This window comes from Saonia flava, assembly GCF_011927795.1.
GTDB classification, from domain to species: domain Bacteria; phylum Bacteroidota; class Bacteroidia; order Flavobacteriales; family Flavobacteriaceae; genus Saonia; species Saonia flava.
The window spans coordinates 2324171-2344799 of the sequence record NZ_JAATJJ010000001.1; the positions used below are offsets into that span (position 1 = coordinate 2324171).

The 20629-nt window shown below is 36.2% G+C and carries 15 protein-coding genes; 7 read left to right on the plus strand and 8 right to left on the minus strand.

Features of this window, described 5'->3' with window-relative positions; all coding sequences use genetic code 11:
• Positions 1–9: 9 nt before the first annotated feature.
• Positions 10–4050, minus strand: a complete 4041-nt coding sequence (locus GGR42_RS10145; RefSeq protein ID WP_167963473.1) for a hybrid sensor histidine kinase/response regulator transcription factor — start codon at positions 4048–4050, stop codon at positions 10–12.
• A 140-nt stretch (positions 4051–4190) separates the two neighbouring features.
• On the opposite strand from GGR42_RS10145, the gene GGR42_RS10150 reads away from it, so the two are divergent.
• Together GGR42_RS10150 and GGR42_RS10155 are read left to right on the plus strand one after the other, a co-directional pair.
• Positions 4191–5081 (plus strand): RimK family alpha-L-glutamate ligase, encoded by an 891-nt coding sequence (locus GGR42_RS10150; protein ID WP_167963475.1) that lies wholly within the window; start codon positions 4191–4193, stop codon positions 5079–5081.
• On the plus strand, positions 5059–6012 hold the full coding sequence (locus GGR42_RS10155) for a succinylglutamate desuccinylase/aspartoacylase family protein (protein WP_167963477.1): 954 nt from the start codon (positions 5059–5061) through the stop codon (positions 6010–6012). Before GGR42_RS10150 ends, GGR42_RS10155 begins: the two co-directional genes overlap by 23 nt.
• 54 nt (positions 6013–6066) lie before the next feature.
• Here the strand turns inward: GGR42_RS10155 and GGR42_RS10160 are convergent, their stop codons facing one another.
• The 3 genes from GGR42_RS10160 to GGR42_RS10170 all read right to left on the minus strand — a co-directional run bounded on the left by GGR42_RS10160 (position 6067) and on the right by GGR42_RS10170 (position 10685).
• Positions 6067–6969, minus strand: a complete 903-nt coding sequence (locus GGR42_RS10160) for a TIGR01777 family oxidoreductase (RefSeq protein WP_167963479.1) — start codon at positions 6967–6969, stop codon at positions 6067–6069.
• 66 nt (positions 6970–7035) lie between these two features.
• The gene (locus GGR42_RS10165) at positions 7036–7749 is read right to left on the minus strand and encodes a DUF6090 family protein (RefSeq protein ID WP_167959101.1); all 714 of its coding nucleotides are present in this window, start codon (positions 7747–7749) and stop codon (positions 7036–7038) included.
• Positions 7750–7838: 89 nt separating this feature from the next.
• The gene (locus GGR42_RS10170; protein WP_167963481.1) at positions 7839–10685 is read right to left on the minus strand and encodes a VPS10 domain-containing protein; all 2847 of its coding nucleotides are present in this window, start codon (positions 10683–10685) and stop codon (positions 7839–7841) included.
• Between the two features lie 183 nt (positions 10686–10868).
• Between GGR42_RS10170 and GGR42_RS10175 the strand changes: the two genes are divergently transcribed.
• On the plus strand, positions 10869–11165 hold the full coding sequence (locus tag GGR42_RS10175) for a hypothetical protein (protein ID WP_167963483.1): 297 nt from the start codon (positions 10869–10871) through the stop codon (positions 11163–11165).
• Positions 11166–11229: 64 nt separating this feature from the next.
• Here the strand turns inward: GGR42_RS10175 and GGR42_RS10180 are convergent, their stop codons facing one another.
• Together GGR42_RS10180 and GGR42_RS10185 are read right to left on the minus strand one after the other, a co-directional pair.
• Positions 11230–12969 (minus strand): M28 family peptidase, encoded by a 1740-nt coding sequence (locus tag GGR42_RS10180; RefSeq protein ID WP_167963485.1) that lies wholly within the window; start codon positions 12967–12969, stop codon positions 11230–11232.
• A 30-nt stretch (positions 12970–12999) separates the two neighbouring features.
• The gene (locus GGR42_RS10185; RefSeq protein WP_167963487.1) at positions 13000–14454 is read right to left on the minus strand and encodes a M20/M25/M40 family metallo-hydrolase; all 1455 of its coding nucleotides are present in this window, start codon (positions 14452–14454) and stop codon (positions 13000–13002) included.
• A 246-nt stretch (positions 14455–14700) separates the two neighbouring features.
• Here GGR42_RS10185 and GGR42_RS10190 point away from each other — a divergent pair, with 246 nt between their 5' ends.
• The 3 genes from GGR42_RS10190 to GGR42_RS10200 all read left to right on the plus strand — a co-directional run bounded on the left by GGR42_RS10190 (position 14701) and on the right by GGR42_RS10200 (position 17503).
• A complete protein-coding gene (locus GGR42_RS10190) occupies positions 14701–15993 on the plus strand; it encodes an aminopeptidase P family protein (protein ID WP_167963489.1) in 1293 nt (430 codons plus the stop codon).
• Positions 15994–16131: 138 nt separating this feature from the next.
• Positions 16132–16968 carry a bifunctional helix-turn-helix domain-containing protein/methylated-DNA--[protein]-cysteine S-methyltransferase gene (locus tag GGR42_RS10195; RefSeq protein ID WP_167963491.1) on the plus strand — a complete coding sequence of 279 codons (837 nt, stop codon included), beginning with the start codon at positions 16132–16134 and terminating at the stop codon, positions 16966–16968.
• A 16-nt stretch (positions 16969–16984) separates the two neighbouring features.
• Positions 16985–17503, plus strand: coding sequence for a GNAT family N-acetyltransferase (locus GGR42_RS10200; protein WP_167963493.1), 519 nt, complete (start codon positions 16985–16987; stop codon positions 17501–17503).
• Between the two features lie 236 nt (positions 17504–17739).
• Here the strand turns inward: GGR42_RS10200 and brnQ are convergent, their stop codons facing one another.
• Positions 17740–19014, minus strand: a complete 1275-nt coding sequence (brnQ, locus tag GGR42_RS10205; protein ID WP_167963510.1) for a branched-chain amino acid transport system II carrier protein — start codon at positions 19012–19014, stop codon at positions 17740–17742.
• Positions 19015–19276: 262 nt separating this feature from the next.
• Between brnQ and GGR42_RS10210 the strand changes: the two genes are divergently transcribed.
• A complete protein-coding gene (locus tag GGR42_RS10210; protein ID WP_167963517.1) occupies positions 19277–19543 on the plus strand; it encodes a hypothetical protein in 267 nt (88 codons plus the stop codon).
• A gap of 8 nt (positions 19544–19551) precedes the next feature.
• Here GGR42_RS10210 and thiL read toward each other — a convergent pair whose 3' ends face one another.
• On the minus strand, positions 19552–20595 hold the full coding sequence (gene thiL, locus GGR42_RS10215) for a thiamine-phosphate kinase (protein WP_167963519.1): 1044 nt from the start codon (positions 20593–20595) through the stop codon (positions 19552–19554).
• Positions 20596–20629 lie beyond the last annotated feature (34 nt).

The window sequence follows — 20629 nt, forward strand, 5'->3', positions numbered from 1 at the left end:
AACCCTTAATTAATTAAGGGAATTTAAGTACTCTGAAGGTGTTTTATGAAAAGTTTCCTTAAAACATTTCATAAAATAAGTTGGGGTGTTAAACCCTACTGTATATGCAATTTCACTTACAGTGAGGTTTTCTGAACTTTTAAGAATTTGTATTGCTTGTTTTAAGCGTTGTGAACGAATAAAAGCAGAGGTAGAAAGACCAGTATAGGCCTGTAATTTTCGATGCAATTGCATACGACTCATTTTTGCCTTTTCACTAAAAAGTGCGGCATTGAAGTTGGGATCCGATAGATTTTTGTCTAATATTTGTTGTATTCTTTTAAAGAAAGCCTCATCACTAGGAGTTATGGCAATATCTTTGGGTTTTAAGATTAGTTCTTCACTGTAACGTTTACGTAGTATTTTTCTTGTAGTAATCAAGTTTGCCATTCGTCGTTTCAATAAATTTATTTTGAAAGGCTTTGTTATAAAATCGTCCGCACCGGAGCCAAGTCCCTTTAGCTCATTTTTTTCGCCATCTCTGGCAGTTAATAGAATGACTGGAATATGACTTGTGCGTTCATCTGTTTTCAGGGTATTACACAATTCTATTCCATTTTTAACTGGCATCCGTACATCTGTCAGAACAATATCAGGGATTATTGAAAGGGCAATTTCTAACCCTTTCTTTCCATTTTCGGCCTCCAATATTTTGTATGTAGAGTCTAGCGCCAATTTAATAAAAGTACGTACTTCTTGATGGTCTTCCACAATAAGCAGAATAGGGAGGGCTGTATCTTTTTCTCTGGAAGGAGAACCGTTTGTCATATCATTGAGCAAAAATGTTGGGGTTTGGTCAGAACCATTGAGCTTTTTTATGGACTCAATGGAAAAGGAAGAATAGTCTATTGGAAGATCAACAATAAAACTAAGAACATTATATTTTTCAAGTGATACATCAATAGCGCCACCGTAAATTTTTACAAGCTCCCCAACAAGGGACAAACCAACACCTATGCCTTCTGAATAGTTGTCATATTGATAAAAACGGGTGAACAATTTGTCAAGGTTCAATTTGGAAGCATTTATTGCTGTATTGCTTACTTTGATGCGAGCAAAGTTTTCACTTTTTGTTACCGAAAACGTACAACTTCCATTTTTTGTAGAATATTTAAAAGCATTGGATAATAGATTTGTTGTTATTTTTTCAACTATGTCTGCATCATACCACACTTGTTCTAATGATTCTATTTCTACATAATACTTCATGTTTTTTATACTTGTCTGGTATTCAAAAGATTGGGCAATTGTATGTAAAAAAAGGGAAAGGTTTCCTTGCGTTACGTTTAGCTTTAATTTTCCATTTTCCAATTTAGCCAATTCGAGTAATTGGTCTACCAGTGAGGTTAAACGATTGGCGTTTCTTTTTATCATTGAGAAGTTTGTACGCTCAATAGTAGATAAATTTTCTTGAGAAAGTGTTTGCTCTATGGGCCCGGCTATAAGTGTCAAAGGAGTTTTAAATTCATGGGCGATGTCTGTATATAGATTTGATTTAAAATCGTTTAGTTTTTTTAGGCGCTGGCTTTCTTCTTCTTTCAGCCTTAAGTTTAAACGCATGCGCCATCGCCATTTCATATAAAAAAAGACTCCTGCAAGGGCAGAGATTGCGAGCAAAAAGTACACTAGTTTGGCAAACAGTGTTGCATACCATGGAGCTTTAATGGAAAAGATAAAGGTTTCTGGTGTTTCGTTCCAAAGACCATCATAATTACTGGATTTAACCTGAAACTTGTATTCTCCAGGTGGAAGTTGTGTATAGCGTACATAGTTGTTGTTTCCTGAAAACACCCAATCATTATCATAATTCATTAACCTGTATTGGAATAGATTTTTCTCAGGCATGGAAAATTGTAGGCTAGAGAATGTAAAAGCCAACGTATTCTGTTTACTCTCTAGCTCTATTCCCTCTCTTATGGGTTGTGTCATGCCAAGGACTTCAAACTTGGTAATATTAGTTTTTGGCAAAATGGTATTGTTTTTTATATTTTTTGGTTGAAACCAATAAAGACCATCTAGCCCACCAAAATAAAGAGTGCCATTGGAGCTTTTAAAATATGCACCAGTATTGAATTCAGTTGCTAACCCATCATAATTATTATAGTTAACTATTTGGAGGTTTTCTTTCAATAAATTCTTTGGTGTAAACTGTATGATTCCCTTATTGGAACTTAGCCATAGATTTCCATCAGAATCAGGCAAAATGGAATATATAACATTATTTGCTAGGCCATTGGATGTGTTGAATGAATGATACTTGCTATTGACCAAATCATAGGCAATAAGACCATGACCATAAGTGCCTATCCACAAAATATCATTATCAGCATACCATAGTGATTTTATAGAATTCACTTCTGTGGAATCTTGATCAAGTATTTTGTGTTTTTTGAATTTCTCCTCTTGAATGTTGAATTGAAATACACCTTCATTATCTGTTCCTAACCATAGATTTCCTTTTTTGTCATCTGTTATTACTCGAACATTGTTTCCAATAAAGGCGTTTTTTTGAGGTCCTTGTATGTATTTTTTTACTTCACCTAAATTTTTATCAAATTGGATAAGACCGTTTTCATTAGTAGCCAGCCAAAAACGGCCATCACTGTCATTAAAAATATCCCAAATAGTTTTGGAGGTTAATCGAGGAGAAGTATTATTGGAATAAACTGTGTAGGTGCCACTAGAATCTAAGATGGAAAGCCCATCCCCTTGGGTGCCAATCCATAAATCTTCGTTATCCAGTAAAAGGCTCATGATGCGATTAGAGGGAATATCAGAGTTTCCTGTAGAAAATGTTTTCCATTCATTCATTTTTGGGTCAAAACGACTCAATCCTTTACCCGATGTTCCTGCCCATATAGTTTCATTGTTATTGTCTACAGCTATGGAACGCACAACATCGATATTTATATTTTCAGGAGTCTGATCATTGGTATATGAATTAAATTTTTCGAGATACTCATCAAAATAGTTCAAACCCGCTCCATCTGTTCCAAACCAGAGAGTCCCTAAATAATCTTCATAAATACAAAGAATGTCATTGTATTGTATACTTCTAGGGTTATACTTCTTGTTTGTAAAATTATTTATTTCATGAGTTTTTAGATTTATCATATAAAGGCCATTACCATATGTAGCAACCCAAAGCCTATTTTTTGAGTCAATGAAAAGGTCTAAAACATTAATGTTTAATGGTAAATTGCCTTTGAAGCCTGTATTTGGAATACGCCTCAAGATATTACTTCCATTTTCCCTTGTATATAATCCATTACCAAACGTCCCGATCCATTGTTTTCCTTCGGAATCAACCACCATGACGCTAAAATTGTTTTTTATAGTGGTCCTATTAGGTGTTTTGGGAAGGATTAATTTAGTTTTTTTTGAGTGTATATCAATTTCAAGAAGTTCGTTCATTCCCAATAGAAGAAGAGTGTTTTGGTCTATTTCCGAAATCTCATTAATAGCCCCTATAGGGGGCTGGTCAAGAGTTAGTTTAGAAATATTCTGAGTTTTGCTCTCTATGAATAAAATCTCTTTTGAATAAGTTGTTGCCCAATAATTAAGATTTACATCTTGAAATATTGTATTGACATCTTTTACACCTTCAAGAGGCACAAAACTATTTGTTTTGGGGTTGAACCTTACCAATGTTCTATCTAGCGGAATGGCCAAAAGTTGGTTTTGCCGATCCAAGTAAAGCTTGCCCAGATTGCTAAAGTTAGGACGAGTAATATCAATAAATTGAAGTGGATATGTGGCAAATTGCCTCCCATCATACCTGTTGAGCCCATCTTGAGTGGCAATCCATAAATACCCAATACTGTCTTGTGTAATTGAGACGGCGCTGTTTTGCGATAGGCCATCTTTAACAGATAAACTCCTAAACGTTATCTGTTCTTGTGAGAAGAGATAAAAAAAAGAACCAAAGAAGAAAACAAAAAAACACAGGAAACAATTGTTGATTTCTTTTATAGAAATGATGTATGTTAGTTTAAGATTAGGCTGTTTCAAATAGAATGGGGCTTTAAAAAGAAAAGTAAGGGATTTTTAATAATTTATCATTGGTTTTTTTATAAATGTATTTTATTTATGTATAAGTGGTTAAATTACTTGTTAATAGTCGATATTGTATTTTAAATTCCTAAATAAAAATGGACATTGGATTGTTGTCAGTAAGCTTAAATGTATATTCTACCAAGAGAATTGCCGAAGAAGCGGAGAAACTAGGACATTATATAGAATTGATAGACCATACTAAATGCTCTGTAAAGTTAGGTTCCGGCAAACCCCAAATATATTTAAGGGATGAGAACATCACCAATGAGTTTGATGCAGTCATTCCAAGAATAGGCACCAAGGTAACCAGGCACGGGGCAGCCATTGTTAAACAATTTGAAATGAACGGTATTTTTAGCACTGCCCGTTCCCTTGCCATTACAAGAGCCAGAAATAAAGTGAGAACACTTCAAATAATGGCAAGAAAGGGTATTCCCATTCCTGAAACTTTATTCTCGATTAACCCAGATAATATAGAGGAGCAAATAAAAATATTGGGGGGCGCTCCCGTTATCATAAAATTACAAGAAGGTACCCAGGGGTTGGGAGTGATTTTGGCGGAAAGCAAAAAATCTGCTAAATCCATTATAGACACTTTTTATAAAATGGACACCAGTATCTTGATTCAAAAATTCATTGAGGAAGCCAATGGTGAGGATATTAGAATCTTTGTTGTGGGAAATAAAGTTGTGGCCAGTATGAAGCGAACAAGTGAGCCAGGCGAATTTAGGGCGAATGTACATCGTGGAGGAGAAACATTGGCAATAACACCTACAGATAAGGAGAAATATATAGCTTTGAACGCCGCTAAATATTTAGGTCTGGGAGTTGCTGGGGTGGATCTGCTTCGTTCTAAAAAAGGACCCTTGTTAATTGAGGTCAATGCTTCACCCGGGTTAAAAGGAATTGAAAAGGCAACAGAGGTTAATATTGCTAAAGAAATTATTCATTTTGTAGAAAAGAATGGGCGCCGTAGAAGAAAATAGAACTATTACGATAGGGGGGACAGAAGTGCCTCCAGGAACAAACAAACTGCTGCAAATTAATATTGCACGACTGCCCACGGGAACCCTAATTGATATTCCCGTACATGTATTTAATTCTAAAAATCCAGGCCCAACAGTTTTAGTTCAGGCGGGTTTGCATGGAGACGAAATAAATGGAATTGAAACGGTACGTAGAATGCTCCAGGGCAAGCAATTTAAAATTCAGAAAGGTGCTATAATTGCTGTGCCAATTCTCAATGTGTTTGGGTTTATTCACTTTTCTAGGGATGTACCCGACGGTAAAGATGTCAACCGGAGTTTTCCGGGCAGCAAAACAGGCTCTTTGGCAAGTAGAATAGCGTATCATTATACTTCGGAAATTCTTCCACAAATAGATTTTGGAATAGACTTGCATACTGGCGGTGCTCAACGTAGCAACTTTCCCCAAGTCCGGTATTCCGAAGGAGATGAAAACAGTAAAAAACTGGCGGAAATATTTAATGCCCCTTTTTCTTTTCCAGCAAAATCAATTAGTGGTTCTTTTAGAAAAGCGGCCTATAGAATGGGAAAACCTACTATAGTATATGAGGCAGGTGAAAGCATGCGCTTTGATAGCTATGCAATTGAACAAGGTTTAGAAGGAATTATCAATGTACTGAGTCATTTTGATATGATTCCCAGTGGACAAACAGTAAAAGGATCTGTGGATTTAAGTGAACGCAAATGGATTCGTGCTTCTAAAGCGGGGATGTTCATTTTAAAAGTGAACAACGGCAGTTTTGTTAAAGAAGGCCAAGTGATAGGATTGCTTACAGATACTTTTGCAAAAACAAATAAAAATGTAAAAGCCCCTTTTGATGGGCATGTTATTTGTGTAAACCACCAGGCTGTGGTTAATCAGGGCGATGCGTTATTTCATATTGGGAAGTAAATATGTATTGGCCAAATAAGATATTTCATTGGCTCTAAATACATAGATTGGTTTTTACAAAAGCTTTTTTAAAGCCATTTCTAGTTTGGTATATTTAAAAGAGAAACCGGTATCCAAAAGTTTTTTTGAAGAAACCCGGCTGCCAAAAAGAAATAATTTTGCCATTTCTCCAAAAAGTAGCCGCAACATAAAAGATGGAATGTTAGGTAGCCAAAGAGGTTTTTTTAATATGCTGGCAATTAGTTTTGTGAAATCCTTATTGTTAATATGCTGTGGAGCAACCAAGTTATAGGCGCCATTCATTTTCTCTTCTTTAATAGCATTTATATATGCAGAGCACACATCGTCAATATGTATCCATGGCATGTATTGTTTTCCACTCCCTAAGGCAGCTCCTACATTTAATTTTATGGGTTTTGTCATTTTGGCCAATGCCTCACTATTTTCTGCCAAAACAATACCTGTTCTTAATTTTAAGACTCTAATACCTAAGGAAATAAATTTGTCAGCGGCTTCTTCCCATTTTTGTGTGGTTCTTCCTAGAAAGTCATCATGGGCCTTATCACTTTCATTATAAATATGGTCGGATGTTATAGCGCCATAATATCCAACTGCAGAGGCCGATATAAATGCTTTTAGTTTTGGATTATGCTTTTTAACAGTATCAAAAAGTAGCTGGGTAGATTGTGTTCTACTGTTAATTATTTCTTCTTTTCTTTTTTGTGTCCATTTTTTTGCTGCTATGTTTGCTCCTGCCATATGGATAATATAATCGCAAGATTTTACAGCATTAATATCAACTTCACCTTTCCTAACATTCCATTGATAAAATTCAATATCTTCAATAGAAGATTTACTTCTACTGAGTACAGAAACACTATAGTTTTCAGCCAACAGTTTTTTTATAAGATGACCTCCTATTAATCCTGTACCTCCAGTAACTAAGATTTTTGGCATAAATAATTAAAGTTTTTATTTTTGTTCGTTTAGGGGTTTTTCCGAAAAATTTAATTATTTACTCTTTCAATTAGTAGCGCCTATCTCGCTGTCAATCAAAGAATTTATATCGTTTATTCTGCTTATTACATTTTCATAAGCTTCATTTTTATCCATCATTAAATCGGCCAATAGTGTAAATAGATTTTGAAATTCAAAAGAGTATATTTTTTCAATGTTTTCAACTTTCATGTTATTCACTTTTAATGAACTTATAATACTGGGTGCAACGAACCTAATCACAGCTTGGGAATGTGTTTCTTCTAACTTATTTATAAAAATATACTTCTCTTCCAATTGTTGTAATTTTTCAATAAGTTGTTGATTCTTTAACAGCTTAATTTCCCCACTATTAACCATAGCTTCATAAATATTACTTTGCCTGTGAAAATCTGAAAACTCTAATAAATTCACACTAATTTTAGCTAAAGTATCTATCAATGAGTTATCCTCTTTTTCTATTATATGTATTGCATATTCAAATTGTTTAAAAAAAAGATTGTTATAATCAATGTTTGCAATAATTGCTTTTTTGTCCTCGTTTAATTGTCTTTTTATATTCTTGTAATAGTTTAGTTCTTCTGATCTATGATTGTTTCGTTCATTCCAATTATTGATCTGCAATGCAATGAGAATACCAATAACCACAAGTACAATTTCCCCAATTGCATATTTTAGGTATGTGGTTGTTTTACCTTCATTGAGAAGATTTTGACGAATTTTTCGGAAGAATTTAATCATTTCGAGTTGGTTGATTTATGACTTGTCTTTCAATATATTAAATTGTTAGCACAACCGCCTTCTTTCATAATCTTTACGCCATGATTGGGTTATTCTATCTCAAACTCCTTTTTTTCTGCTCCACCATCCCCAGAGATTTCTATCATATATTTTCCTTTGGGTAAATAGGTTTTTCCGTTCTTGGCCTCAACTAGCTTCTTTTTATTCTTCTTTAAATAATTGCTTTTGCCTGTTTTGGTAAAGGCCAAGTCATAGGATAGAATGTTAAATCCTTTATCCGCATCAATGGCAGTTGAGCTTACCTCTGTTCCATTCATAGTTTTAATACTGGCTGTATAGGTTCTTTTTTCGGAAGTGTAAAAAATAACATCCAGACCTGGGGTATTGGGCTTAGCCCAAGCACTATAGGAATTGCCCCATCTGGTGGAATGTTTTATGTTCTCTAAATCAAAAACGAATAAATCTTTACCCATTACGTCCTTTGTAGCCTTTTGTAAGATAGCAATATCTGCCTTGTAAATGCTACGTCCGTGTGTGCCCACTATTAAATGTTTGGCTTCTGGTTGTATTACCAAATCGTGCACCGCCACATTTGGCATTCCGTTTTGGAAGAGTTCCCAAGAAGCTCCTTGGTTAAAGGAGGCATATAGGCCATTGTCGGTTCCCACAAACAAAAGATTTTCATTTTCTGGGTCTTCCAAGATTACGTTTACGGGAGAAGCAGGAATATTGTTTGCAATACTTTTCCATGTTTTCCCATGGTCATTGCTTACATAGATATAAGGGGTAAAATCATCGGAACGATAGCCATTCAAAGTAACATACACCCGTTCTTTTTTATGTTTGGAAGCAGCAACCCTGCTTACCCACAGGTTTTTTGGAAAAGAATTGGAAATCAGCTCCCAAGTGCCACCTCCGTTTTTGGTGACGTGTACCAATCCATCATCGCTGCCTGTATATATCAATCCGAACTTAAACTTGGATTCTGATAGTGTTGTCAATGTGCCATATGCCACATTTCCTTGCCTTCCACCCTGTGTTAACTCATCGGAAATGGTTTCCCAATCATCTCCCTGGTTAAGGGAGCGATGCAATTTGTTGCCTCCCAAATAGAGAATATCCTGGTTGTGTTCAGAAAGCAATATTGGCGCCTGCCAGTTGAATCTGTAGGGGGCTTCCCCTAATTCATGTTTGGGCTGTATACGAGTATTTTTGTTATTTTCTAAATCCAATCTAAAATAATTTCCGAACTGAAAACCTGTATAGACAATATTGGAATTTCTTTTATCAATTTGAATTTGCATGCCATCACCACCCATTATGGATACCCATGGATTCTCCCCACTACTATGCCACCTATCATTTATTGAGGCATTATGCCTTCCTTTCCATACACCGTTATCCTGTAGTCCACCATATACATTATAAGGTTTTTCATAGTCTATATTTATAGCGTAAAACTGGCCTACAGATGGGGAATTGTTCTTTACCCAAGTAGCCCCATCATCATAAGAGATATTAATCCCACCGTCGTTTCCGTTAATAAGATGCCCGGGCATTTTCGGATTGATCCATAACGCATGGTGATCTGCATGTACATTTTCACCGTTTATAGATTCGTAAGTTTTACCACTATCTTTTGATTTTATTAGGGGTACGCCTGCCAAGTAAATATTATCCTTATTGCTAGGATCTACCCTAATCTGTGCAAAATAATACCCATAGCTATAGAAAAGGTCATCTATATATTCCTGATTCATTTTTTTCCATGAGGTTCCTGCATCATCACTTCTATAGACTTCGGCCCCAATAACGGGAGTATCAAATAATGCGGAATTTGCATTTTCCAAGTACTTGGCCAAGTCCACAGGTTCTATGGCACCATCTCGGACCATGTTTTTTACATTGTCTGCCCTATATTTTTCCTGAAACCCATTTGTTTTCAGGAAATCATTCAATTTTTTATCATTCAAATTTAAAAGCGCATCCACGCTCATGGACTTAAAGTCGTCCTTTTTTAGTGCATCGGATTTTTTTTTAACATCCAGTTTTTTTTCTCTTCTAAACTGACTATCGTGGACAACATAAACCGTATTGTCATCAAAAACATCCAATCCAATTCTACCAACTCCTATTCCGGTAGGAAATCCACTTTCGGGGGTGGAAATTTTTGCCCACGTACTTCCGGCATCCGTGCTTTTATATATTCCGGAACCAGAACCGCTACCATCAAAGTCCCATGCTTTTCTATCTTTCTCCCATGCGGCCGCATATTGAATATTGAAATTGTTTGGTGAAAAGGCCATATCAATAATGCCCGCTTCATTACTTACAAAAAGAGTTTTGCTCCATGTGGCTCCGCCATCTGTTGTTTTATATACGCCACGCTCCTTATTTGGAGAGTACAAATGTCCTGTAACACCCACAACAACTTCATTTGGATTTTTAGGATTAATTAAAATACGACCAATATGATGGGAATCTTCCAAGCCCATATTTTGCCATGTATTACCTTTGTCATTAGATTTTAACATGCCTATGCCGGCATAAGAAGAACGAGAGGCATTATTTTCTCCAGTGCCTACCCATAGGGTTCCAGACTCCCAATGCACGGCAATATCGCCAACATTTTGTGTTTGCGAACTATCTAATACGGGTTCAAAAGAAGTGCCATTGTTGCTGGTATACCAAAGCCCTCCGGAAGCATAACCAACATAAAATTCTATCGGATTATTTGGATTTACATCCACATCTACAACACGACCACTCATTACAGTTGGGCCAATATTTTTTAAGGGGATGTTTTTCACTAGAGAAGAGGCTTCCATTTTTTTCTTTTGCCCAAGAGCCTTTAAAACAGTTTCTTTGTAAGTTGGTTGTTGTGCCCATACTAAGCACGTAAGGAAGTAACAAAGAATAAGAAGTGGTTTTTTCATTAGGATTTCATTAGAATTAGCTTCTGTGAAGTTAACAATTTGTTTGCCCTTTAACAAAACCTAAAGTCTGGGCTTCCTGACACTTTTAAAAATATAAAAACCACATTTTTAAACCCTTAAAATTGCACACTAAATTAAATTTTTGTTAATTTATTACCATATTAATAATTAAACTATAAAAAAATGGAAGAGTATTTACCGTTGATTATTCAGCTTGTTTCAGGTGCCGTAGGAGGTAACGTAGCAGGAAAACTATTAAAAAACCTATCTCTTGGTAGCCTTGGAAACTCCATTGCAGGAATTTTAGGAGGTGGTATTGGAGGTCAACTTTTAGGAATGTTAGGTATTGGTGCTGGAGCTGCAGCTGGTACGGATAGTATGGACATATCCAGTATCCTTGGTAGTGTAGCTGGCGGAGGTGTTGGCGGAGGTGTACTTATGGCCATTATTGGGGCAATAAAAAATGCAATGGCCAAATAAAAATAACAAACATTTATCAGGCTATCTAAATAACCTAGTATTCGTTTTTCCATCAAACGAATTGTTAAAGTTGTTTAGATAGCTTTTTTTGTGCCTTTAATTCTGAAATATAGTATGTAACCGATTTTTTTAACTCGTCTTGACTATTCAGAATTTGCTTTTCTAGAAAGTTTGATTTAGAAGTACCTACCATATCCAGGACAGATGAAAAGCCTTTTAAATACCAATCCTCCCATGCTTTCATGATTTTTATTTCTTCTTTTAGTGAAGCACCATGGTCTAATTCCGTTTTGCTTAAATTAAACTCTTCTTCTAGCCTCTCTATGGCTGATTCTTTTGTCTTTTGCAAAATTTGAAGAGCAGTACTCTCGTTGGAATTCAGAAGTTGTAGAGCACTCGCCAATGCAGCGGTCCCCACATTTTTTAAAGTCTCTTTTGAGACTTTATCTAATTTATCATTGTCTGTATGGTAAAACTGGTCCGTGAAATGCCATAATAGAAGCCCTGGAATGTTGGCTCTAAGAAAAGGGGTGTGGTCACTTCCTCCTTCAAAAGGGTTGGTGTTTACTTCCCAATGGGCGAACTCCCCTTGCTTTTTAAAATTGTCTATAATAAAATCGTTGAGGTAATGGGGTTTCATGTCTTTCAAAGACAGAACCCTTCCACCCCATTCGGAATGCTTGTCATTTCCACGTGTCCAAATAGCACTGGGATCGGGCATTTTTTCAATTAGGAAGGAACCTCCTGTAATAGCGGTATTTTCACCTACCATATCTAAACTTATACCCCATTTTATCTTTTCAGCTCTTTCTTCATCTTCCTCAATGTACCTTTGGGTAGAAACAATTTCATCCCCCCAGAGAAAGGTAAGAGTACGGTCCATATGGATTTCACCTTTTTTATGGAGATTGGCGGCAATTGTTGCCATTTCCAATTGGGTCCCTACACCAGTTGCATTGTCATTGGCTCCCGGCTCTTGGATATGTGCACTAAAGACCAGCCGTTCTTTTGGTATTTTGTCACCTTTTATATTGGCTACTACTGTAAGTTCTTCCGATGGATATATTTTGGTTTCTACGGCAACCTGGACTTTTGTTTTTCCTTTTATTAGATTGGCTTTTAGCCTTTCATTGGCTTCATAGGAAAGGGCTATGCCCCAAAAATGGGTTTCAACCTGGGGCGGAAGACTCCTAAACTGAATTGAAGTCTTATTTTTTTCTGGTTGAAGATATGAAGGGTTGTTATAGGTTATAATGCCCAATGCCATTTTATCAAGGGCTTTTTTATATACTTCTCTGGAAGACATTTCAGTAAAAATGATTTTATCCTTTATTGATTTCTTCTCTAAATCCAAAGTATCCAAAATGTGGACAATATCACCAACGACACCTTTTGATGGAGTGGAGGCAGAATTAAGGTAGGTCATGTTTCTATTGGTCTCGGATATCAATAAGGGTACGCTGTCTCCAACAATGGATAAATTGGCGTTCACCGGTTCCCATGTAGGGTATTTTAATGGCCTTTTTTCAATACGATATGTCAAACGATCCTTTGAAGTAGCTACACTTTCCAGTACATAACCAGCTTGTTCCAGATGGTTTGCTATCCAATGAACACTATTGTTGAAACCTGTATTGCCCGCAACCCTCCAATATTGGGAAACATAAGCTGTGGTCTCATAGGCCAAGTCACCCTTAAATTCAGCTCTTACCAAGTCAAAATAATCTTTCTCATTGGAAGGTTTCTCATTCTCACAACCCAGAGAGAAAAGAAACAACAGAGGAATCCATATTTTATTTAGCATATTTTATAGCTTTTAAAAAAAAAGGAAATTTTATTTTTCCCATTTCCAATCATTTCCTATTATAAGTTTTTCCTTAAGATTATTCTTGATCATGAATTCTTTGGTAGTCTCGCTGTCCATTTTCGTGGCGGGTAATTTTTCTGCATTGGCAAGTCCATATAGCATCATGGTGCCAAAACGTGCAGTATTGGTAATATGCTCTTTGTTTACCAAGTTAAAATCATCACAATCTGAGTGGTAGCACCCATAAATAGAACGGTCTAAATTGCTATTTACCGATAGAATAGGAACACCTTCCAGCATAAAAGGTTGATGATCGCTGTGCAGTCCAGATCGGTTGGTAAAGGAATTTTTATATATAGTATCTTGTGCTTGGATAACGGCGCCCAATGATTTAAAAAATGCCTCATCATCTAATTTTCCACCTGCATTCATACCTATTGGGTTTCCAGACATATCCAAGTTCATCATATATTTAATTTGATCTATTGTGTTGTTTTCAATAGCTTTTTCGACCATAAATTTAGACCCCAACAAGCCTTGTTCTTCTCCCATGAACATTACAAATTTTATAGTTCTTTTGGGTTTTAGGTCATTGGCTAGAAAAGCACGGGCAATGTCCAAAACAGCAAAGGAGCCTATCCCATTGTCTATTGCACCTGTAGCAAGGTCCCAAGAATCCAAATGACCACCAATCACAATTTCTTCTTCGGGAATTTTGGCCCCTTTTAAAGTGGCAACAACATTTCTGGCCTTGATAACATCACTATGGTTGGTCATATTAATAGTCGCTGTGGCAATTTTACTTTTTAAGGTCTCTTTTAATACCAGGCCATCTTCCTTGCCTATACAAACTGCAGGAATAGGAATTAATTCTCCTGTAACGGAGGCTGTGCCCGTTAACAACACACCATCATCTACTTGGTTGATTATAATAATACCTTTGGCACCATATTTAATGGCCAAAGCTGTTTTTTCACTTCTATGAAGGTTGGTAAGATTTTCTTCACTGTTTGGTAAAATACCTATGTACGCCAAAGAAATTTTATCCCTAACGGCATTAGGGCTTTTTAAGTAATCGGCTTCCAGACCGTTGCCCATATCTACGATTTCTCCAGTTACATTGGCCAGAATTGGTGAGTGGCCCAGGGTAACCACTTTTGTTTCCCCATTATTTATTTGCAGTGAAACATCTCCCCTTGACCAAGCTTCAACCTCAAATGTTTGATAGGCTACATCCTCAAAACCATATTCTTTAAACTTATTAAAAGTATATTCTTCTGCTTTAGCACCGTTTTTGGAGCCTGTTAATCTATGGCCGATTGTTTCCGTAGCTTCTTGCAGTGTACTGTACGCCTTGGAATTTTGCTTTATTTCTGCATCAATTCTGGCGAATAGCTCTGCTTGGGACTCTAGTTTTTTGCTTTCGGTGCAGGAAGCTAGTATTACAAATGCTAAAAGAGATAAAAATGTAGTTTTTTTCATGGTTTGGTGGTTGATTATCAATATCAGATTAATTAGTAGAATTTCTGAATTTAAGGTGGACTAAGTTAACCATTTTGAGAGGAAATAAAGCGTTCCATTTTGGTAATTAAAAGGGTCAATTTTTGGCAAAGTGAAAATTTGTATGGAACGGAATACATATAATTTCAAAGAGATATTTTTAAAATTCTTGGTCGGGATACCCAAATGGTTTTTGTAATGCTTAATTTTAGCTACTAATTTTTTTGTATGAAGTACCAACTTATTCCAAGCTCTCTTTTTAAGAAGAATCGCAAGAAATTTATGGGCCAAATGGCCCCCAAAAGTATTGCCGTATTTAATTCCAATGATATATATCCCATTAGTGCAGATAGTACCATGCCTTTTGAGCAGCACAGGGATATTTTCTATTTAAGCGGTGCGGACCAAGAAGAATCCATCTTATTACTTTTTCCTGATGCAATTGACAAAAAGCATAGGCAAATTCTCTTTGTAAGAGAGACCAATGAACATATTGCCGTTTGGGAAGGTGAAAAATTGACCAAAGAAAAGGCAACAGAAGTATCTGGCATAGATACCATTTATTGGTTGAGTGATTTTGACAAAATCTTTTTTGATTTGATGACTGAAGCAGATACTATTTATTTTAACACCAATGAGCATTATCGGCAATCGGTTACAACACAGACCCGGGAAGATAGGTTTATTCTGGAGTGTAAAACAAAATTCCCGGCCCATAAATGGGCAAAGAGCAATTCTATTCTGCAAAAAATTAGAGGAGTTAAAGAACCCGAAGAACTGGAATTGATGCAAAGGGCTTGTGATATTACCAACAAAGGTTTTAGGCGTATTTTGGAATTTGTAAAACCCAATGTTTGGGAGTATGAAATTGAGGCCGAGTACCTTCATGAATTTGTTAGAAACCGCTCTAAAGGATTTGCTTACACACCTATTATTGCATCTGGTAACAATGCTAATGTGCTACATTACATCCAGAACAACAACCAATGTAAAAATGGGGATTTGCTGTTGATGGATGTAGCGGCAGAATATGCCAATTACTCCAGTGACATGACCCGAACTATTCCGGTAAACGGGAAATTCACCAAACGGCAAAAGGATGTGTATGATGCGGTTCTTAGAGTAAAAGATGAAGCCACCAAAATGCTGGTTCCCGGTACAATTTGGGCAGAATACCATAAAGAAGTAGGTAAAATAATGACCTCGGAATTAATAGGATTAAACCTATTGGACAAGAACGATGTAAAAAATGAAAACCCTGATGCGCCAGCGTATAAAAAATACTTTATGCACGGTACAAGCCATCATATAGGGCTGGACACCCATGACTATGGAGAATTAAAAACACTCATGAAAGCGAATATGGTTTTCACGGTAGAACCGGGAATCTATATTCCTGAGGAGAAAATGGGCATTCGAATAGAAGATGATGTTGTTATTCAAGAAAAGGGAGTACCTTTTAATTTAATGCAAAATATTCCCATAGAAGTAGAAGAGATAGAAGAATTGATGCAATCTTAATTGCATTCGCTTATATCCAAAAATTGTAATTGTTTTGGGAGAATATATGTAGTAGGAAAGAATTGTTAAAGTTTAGCAAGATTCGGGTTTTTGTAATATTCAAAGCTATATACTTTTGTATTAAAGGGATAGAAGAAAATGACTCAGCAAGAACAGATTGATTATTATCGAATAGCAGAAGCAATAGAGTACATAAAAACTAATTTTAAAGAGCAGCCCTCTTTAAGTGAGATTGCAGAAAACGTACATTTAAGCTCTTTTCATTTTCAACGACTTTTTAAGGATTGGGCAGGGGTAAGTCCTAAAAAATTTATGCAGTACATTAGTATTGAACATGCCAAGCAACTTTTAAAAGAAGGACAGGCAACACTTTTTGATACTGCACATGAAACAGGATTGTCCAGTACAGGCCGACTTCATGACTTATTTGTCAATATTGAGGGGATGACCCCTGCCGAATATAAAAATAGGGGTAAAAGCTTAGCCATTAACTATAGTTTTGCAGAAAGCCTTTTTGGAAATCTTATTGTTGCTTCAACCTTAAAAGGTATTTGTTATATGGCGTTTTATGAGGATGAAGTTATTGCGTTAGAATTGCTTAAAAGTAAATTCTCCAACGCAATATTCCAGAGAAAGTTGGACACCATTCAACAAAATGCAATGCTATTGTTTAAAAAGGATTGGAGCAAGCTACACCAAGTGAAACTTCATTTAAAAGGAACCGATTTTCAATTAAAAGTTTGGGAGACTTTACTAAAAATTCCAATGGGACAATTAACAACCTATGGAAATATTGCCCATAACATTAACAACCCTAATGCCTCTAGAGCAGTGGGAACTGCTATTGGCAGTAATCCCGTTGCTTTTTTAATCCCATGCCATAGGGTGATACAGGCCACAGGGGAATTTGGAGGTTATATGTGGGGGAACATACGTAAGACTGCCATTATTGGTTGGGAAGGAGCTAAAAATTAATTGTTAGAGATAGAAAATGGAAATTACCAATTGCACTATACATGATATTGACAATGTTTTTAAACTGTATAAAATAGCATCCAACTATCAGAAATTAAAAAAAACAGTTGTTGTTTGGCCAGATTTTAAAAGAGAGCTTGTAGAAACAGAAATAAAAGAAAATAGGCAATGGAAAATATTGCTCAACAATAAAATAGCCTGTCTTTGGGCAATTACATTCAGTGACGAGCAAATTTGGGAAGAAAGAAACAAAGATTCAGCTATTTACATTCACCGCATTGCGACAGACCCAGATTTTAGGGGAAACAATTTTGTGGGGAAAATTGTGGAATGGGCAAAGGAATATGCCAAATCACAAAACATACAATATGTTAGACTAGATACTTTGGGCAATAATGTTAGATTAATAAAACACTATACAAACGCCGGGTTTGACTTTTTGGGGATATTTGCTTTGAAAAATACAGACGCACTGCCCGAACATTATCATAATGCACCTGCTTGTCTATTTGAAATAGACCTTCACAAAAAATAGAGAAGCTTTTTGGCAGAACAATAAGCATGGTGTTTGTATTACTTATTTTTTGTAGATATGTGGATTTCAGGAATTAAGTGGCACAGAATCCAAAGAATGAAGAGGGTTGGATTTCTCAATGGTTTTAAGTACTAGGAACTTATGTGGAATTGACTTTTGGAAATGAGTGTCATTTTGAAAGGAGTGAAAAAAACATAGAACAATTTGGTGTTAATCTTAATCTGACAAGTGAATGGCTAAAGGAATTTTTTAGTCGAATTAATAAAAACAAACACAATCAAAGTCGGTAAAATCCAACCCATTTGGAACTCACTTAATGGAAGCCAAGAAAAAAATTCTCCTTTGGAGAATAAGTTAAAACCTAAACTGGCCAAGAAATCTGGAACACTAAAAAGAATAACGGTTAGTATTACGGCCTTAAACACAATAGGGGCAGCATACTTTTTTGGAACTATGTTTAAAAGAATAAGCACAATGGTAATAGGGTAAATAAACATAAGTGCAGGTACGGCAACAGTGATGATATAGCCCACATTAAACTGACCCATTACAATACCCAGAATACAACCTAAAACTGCTGTAATTGTATAGGCCAGTTGGGATTCCAAAAATCGGGATTTTATAAAATCTGCCGCGCCCGTAACAATTCCCACCGCCGTGGTAAAACAAGCCAGACTAACCAAAATGCTTAGAAACAGGTTGGCTGTATTTCCGAGGGTATTGGCACTTATTCCTGTTAAAAGGGCTGTTCTAGAAATATCTGAATTAAAATTCGTGCCGTTCATAGCCCCAGTTAATATAAGTCCACCATAAATAAGAAAAAGGGCCAGGCCCGCCAGCCATGCAGCCCGCGAAATGAGGGTCTTTTTTTCTTTATAGGAAGCCCCTTTCTTTTTTAAGTTGATGGATACAATGATGACGCCACCAACAACTACTGCACCAATGGCATCAAAAGTTTGGTAGCCTTCTAGAATACCATGAGAAAACGGACTGTTGATTGTAGTTTCGCTAAAAATAAAATCATAAGAAAAAAAGGTGATACCAATAAGGGCAATTAAAACGAAAATAATAGCTGGGGTTAATATTTTTCCAAGAATATTTAGAAGTTTTGAGCGGTTCATGACAAAGAGAAAGACCAGGGCAAAATAAATGGAGCTAGTAAGGAGCGATGAGGTGTTAAAAAAAGGCTGTATGGCAATTTCATGGGTTAGCGATGCCGTTCTGGGCGATGGTAAGGAAATGGAAATGGCATATACCAGAAAGCAATAGACCAAACTGAAAGTGGGGGATACTTTTTCAGCAAAATTAAACATAGTACCCTGTAGTTTTGCATGTGCCAAAATACCAAGAATGGGAATTAATACTGCTGAAATACAAAACCCCAAAGCTACCAACCACCAAAGGTCACCAGATTTAAAACCTAGCAAGGGGGGCAATATTAAATTTCCAACTCCAAAAAAGAGAGAAAATAGTGCAAATGCCGTTACCAAAAGGTTATTTATCTTACCCACCTTAACATTTTTTTTGGAAAGATAAAACTATTTTCTATATTGTTGCCAGAGGTAAAACAACGAGTTTTTGAGGTATTTCATCGAAAAAACATATTTTTAACGAATAAATTAGAAAAAGTAAAAAGGCCACTCAATAAAATGTAGTTTCCCTGCGTTGATTATTTGTAGAGCATTCATTTGATTGTATTTACAGATTCAACCTAAAGTATAAATTGCATTTTTCGGTACCCAATCGTACGATGCCAACCAAAATTACCTACTTATGAATAAAGCTACAACCCCTAATGGCAACAAATTAAGTGCATTCTTCTGCAACATCTTTGGTCACAAGTATATTGTCTCCAAAAAAGTCACCCATCACATTAAGGAATATAAGTGTGCCCATTGTAAAATGCAGGTAACAACCGATGTCAATGGTAACCTTTCTAAATTGACACCAGAACTGCAAGAAATAAACGATACACTAGAAGACATCTTTAACAAAAGACATAGGGCACTAACTACCAGTCAGCATCAAAAAGTGGCATAAGAGCTTACCTAGGTAAGTGAGTTCCATCCCTGTGCGGTAATTGGAATTTTAGAGCTATTCCTGGAGATTAAGTGTGCACCTTCATTCTTGTCTGTCATATGCCCCATAACAGTTAAGTTGGGATTGCCCTTTATTTTCGGGAATTCTTTTTGGTCTATGGTAAACAACAATTCATAATCTTCACCACCACTTAAGGCCACCATAGTACTATCCATTTTAAATTCTTCACAAGTTGAAATCACTGTTGGATCCAGCGGTATTTTATCCTCGTACAAATTGCACCCAACATTACTTTGTTCGCACAGATGGAGAATTTCTGAAGAAAGTCCGTCGCTAATATCAATCATTGATGTAGGATGTACATTCAATTTTTCTAAAAGTTCAACAATATCCTTTCTTGCTTCTGGTTTTAATTGCCTTTCTACTAAATAAGAGTACAAGGATAGATCGGGTTGATTATTGGGATCTACTTTAAAGACTTCTTTTTCCCTTTCCAAAACCTGTAATCCTAAATAAGCCCCGCCCAAATCTCCAGATACCACTAAAAGGTCATTTGGTTGGGCACTGGTTCTATAAACAATATCTGCTTCTTTTGCTTCTCCAATGGCAGTAACACTGATCAGCATGCCCGTTGTAGATGATGTAGTGTCCCCACCAACTAAATCCACATTGTAAATTTTACATGCCAGCGCCACTCCTTCATAAAATTCTTCTAAAGCCTCTAAAGGAAATCTGTTGGAAACCGCCAATGAAACTGTTATTTGTGTGGCAATTGCGTTCATGGCATAAATGTCGGAGAGATTTACAATTACCGATTTATACCCCAGATGTTTTAAGGGCATATAGCTTAGGTCAAAATGGACACCCTCAATTAAAAGATCAGTGGAAATCACGGCTTTTTTATCTTTAAAATCCAATACTGCGGCATCATCACCTACACCCTTTATAGTAGATTTATGATGTGTGGCAAAATTTTTGGTGAGATGTTTTATGAGTCCAAACTCACCTAATTTTTCCAGTGAAGTCCTTTCAGGATTTTTGTTTTCTAACATGATGCAAAAATAAGTAGGAAAAATTTATGTTCTA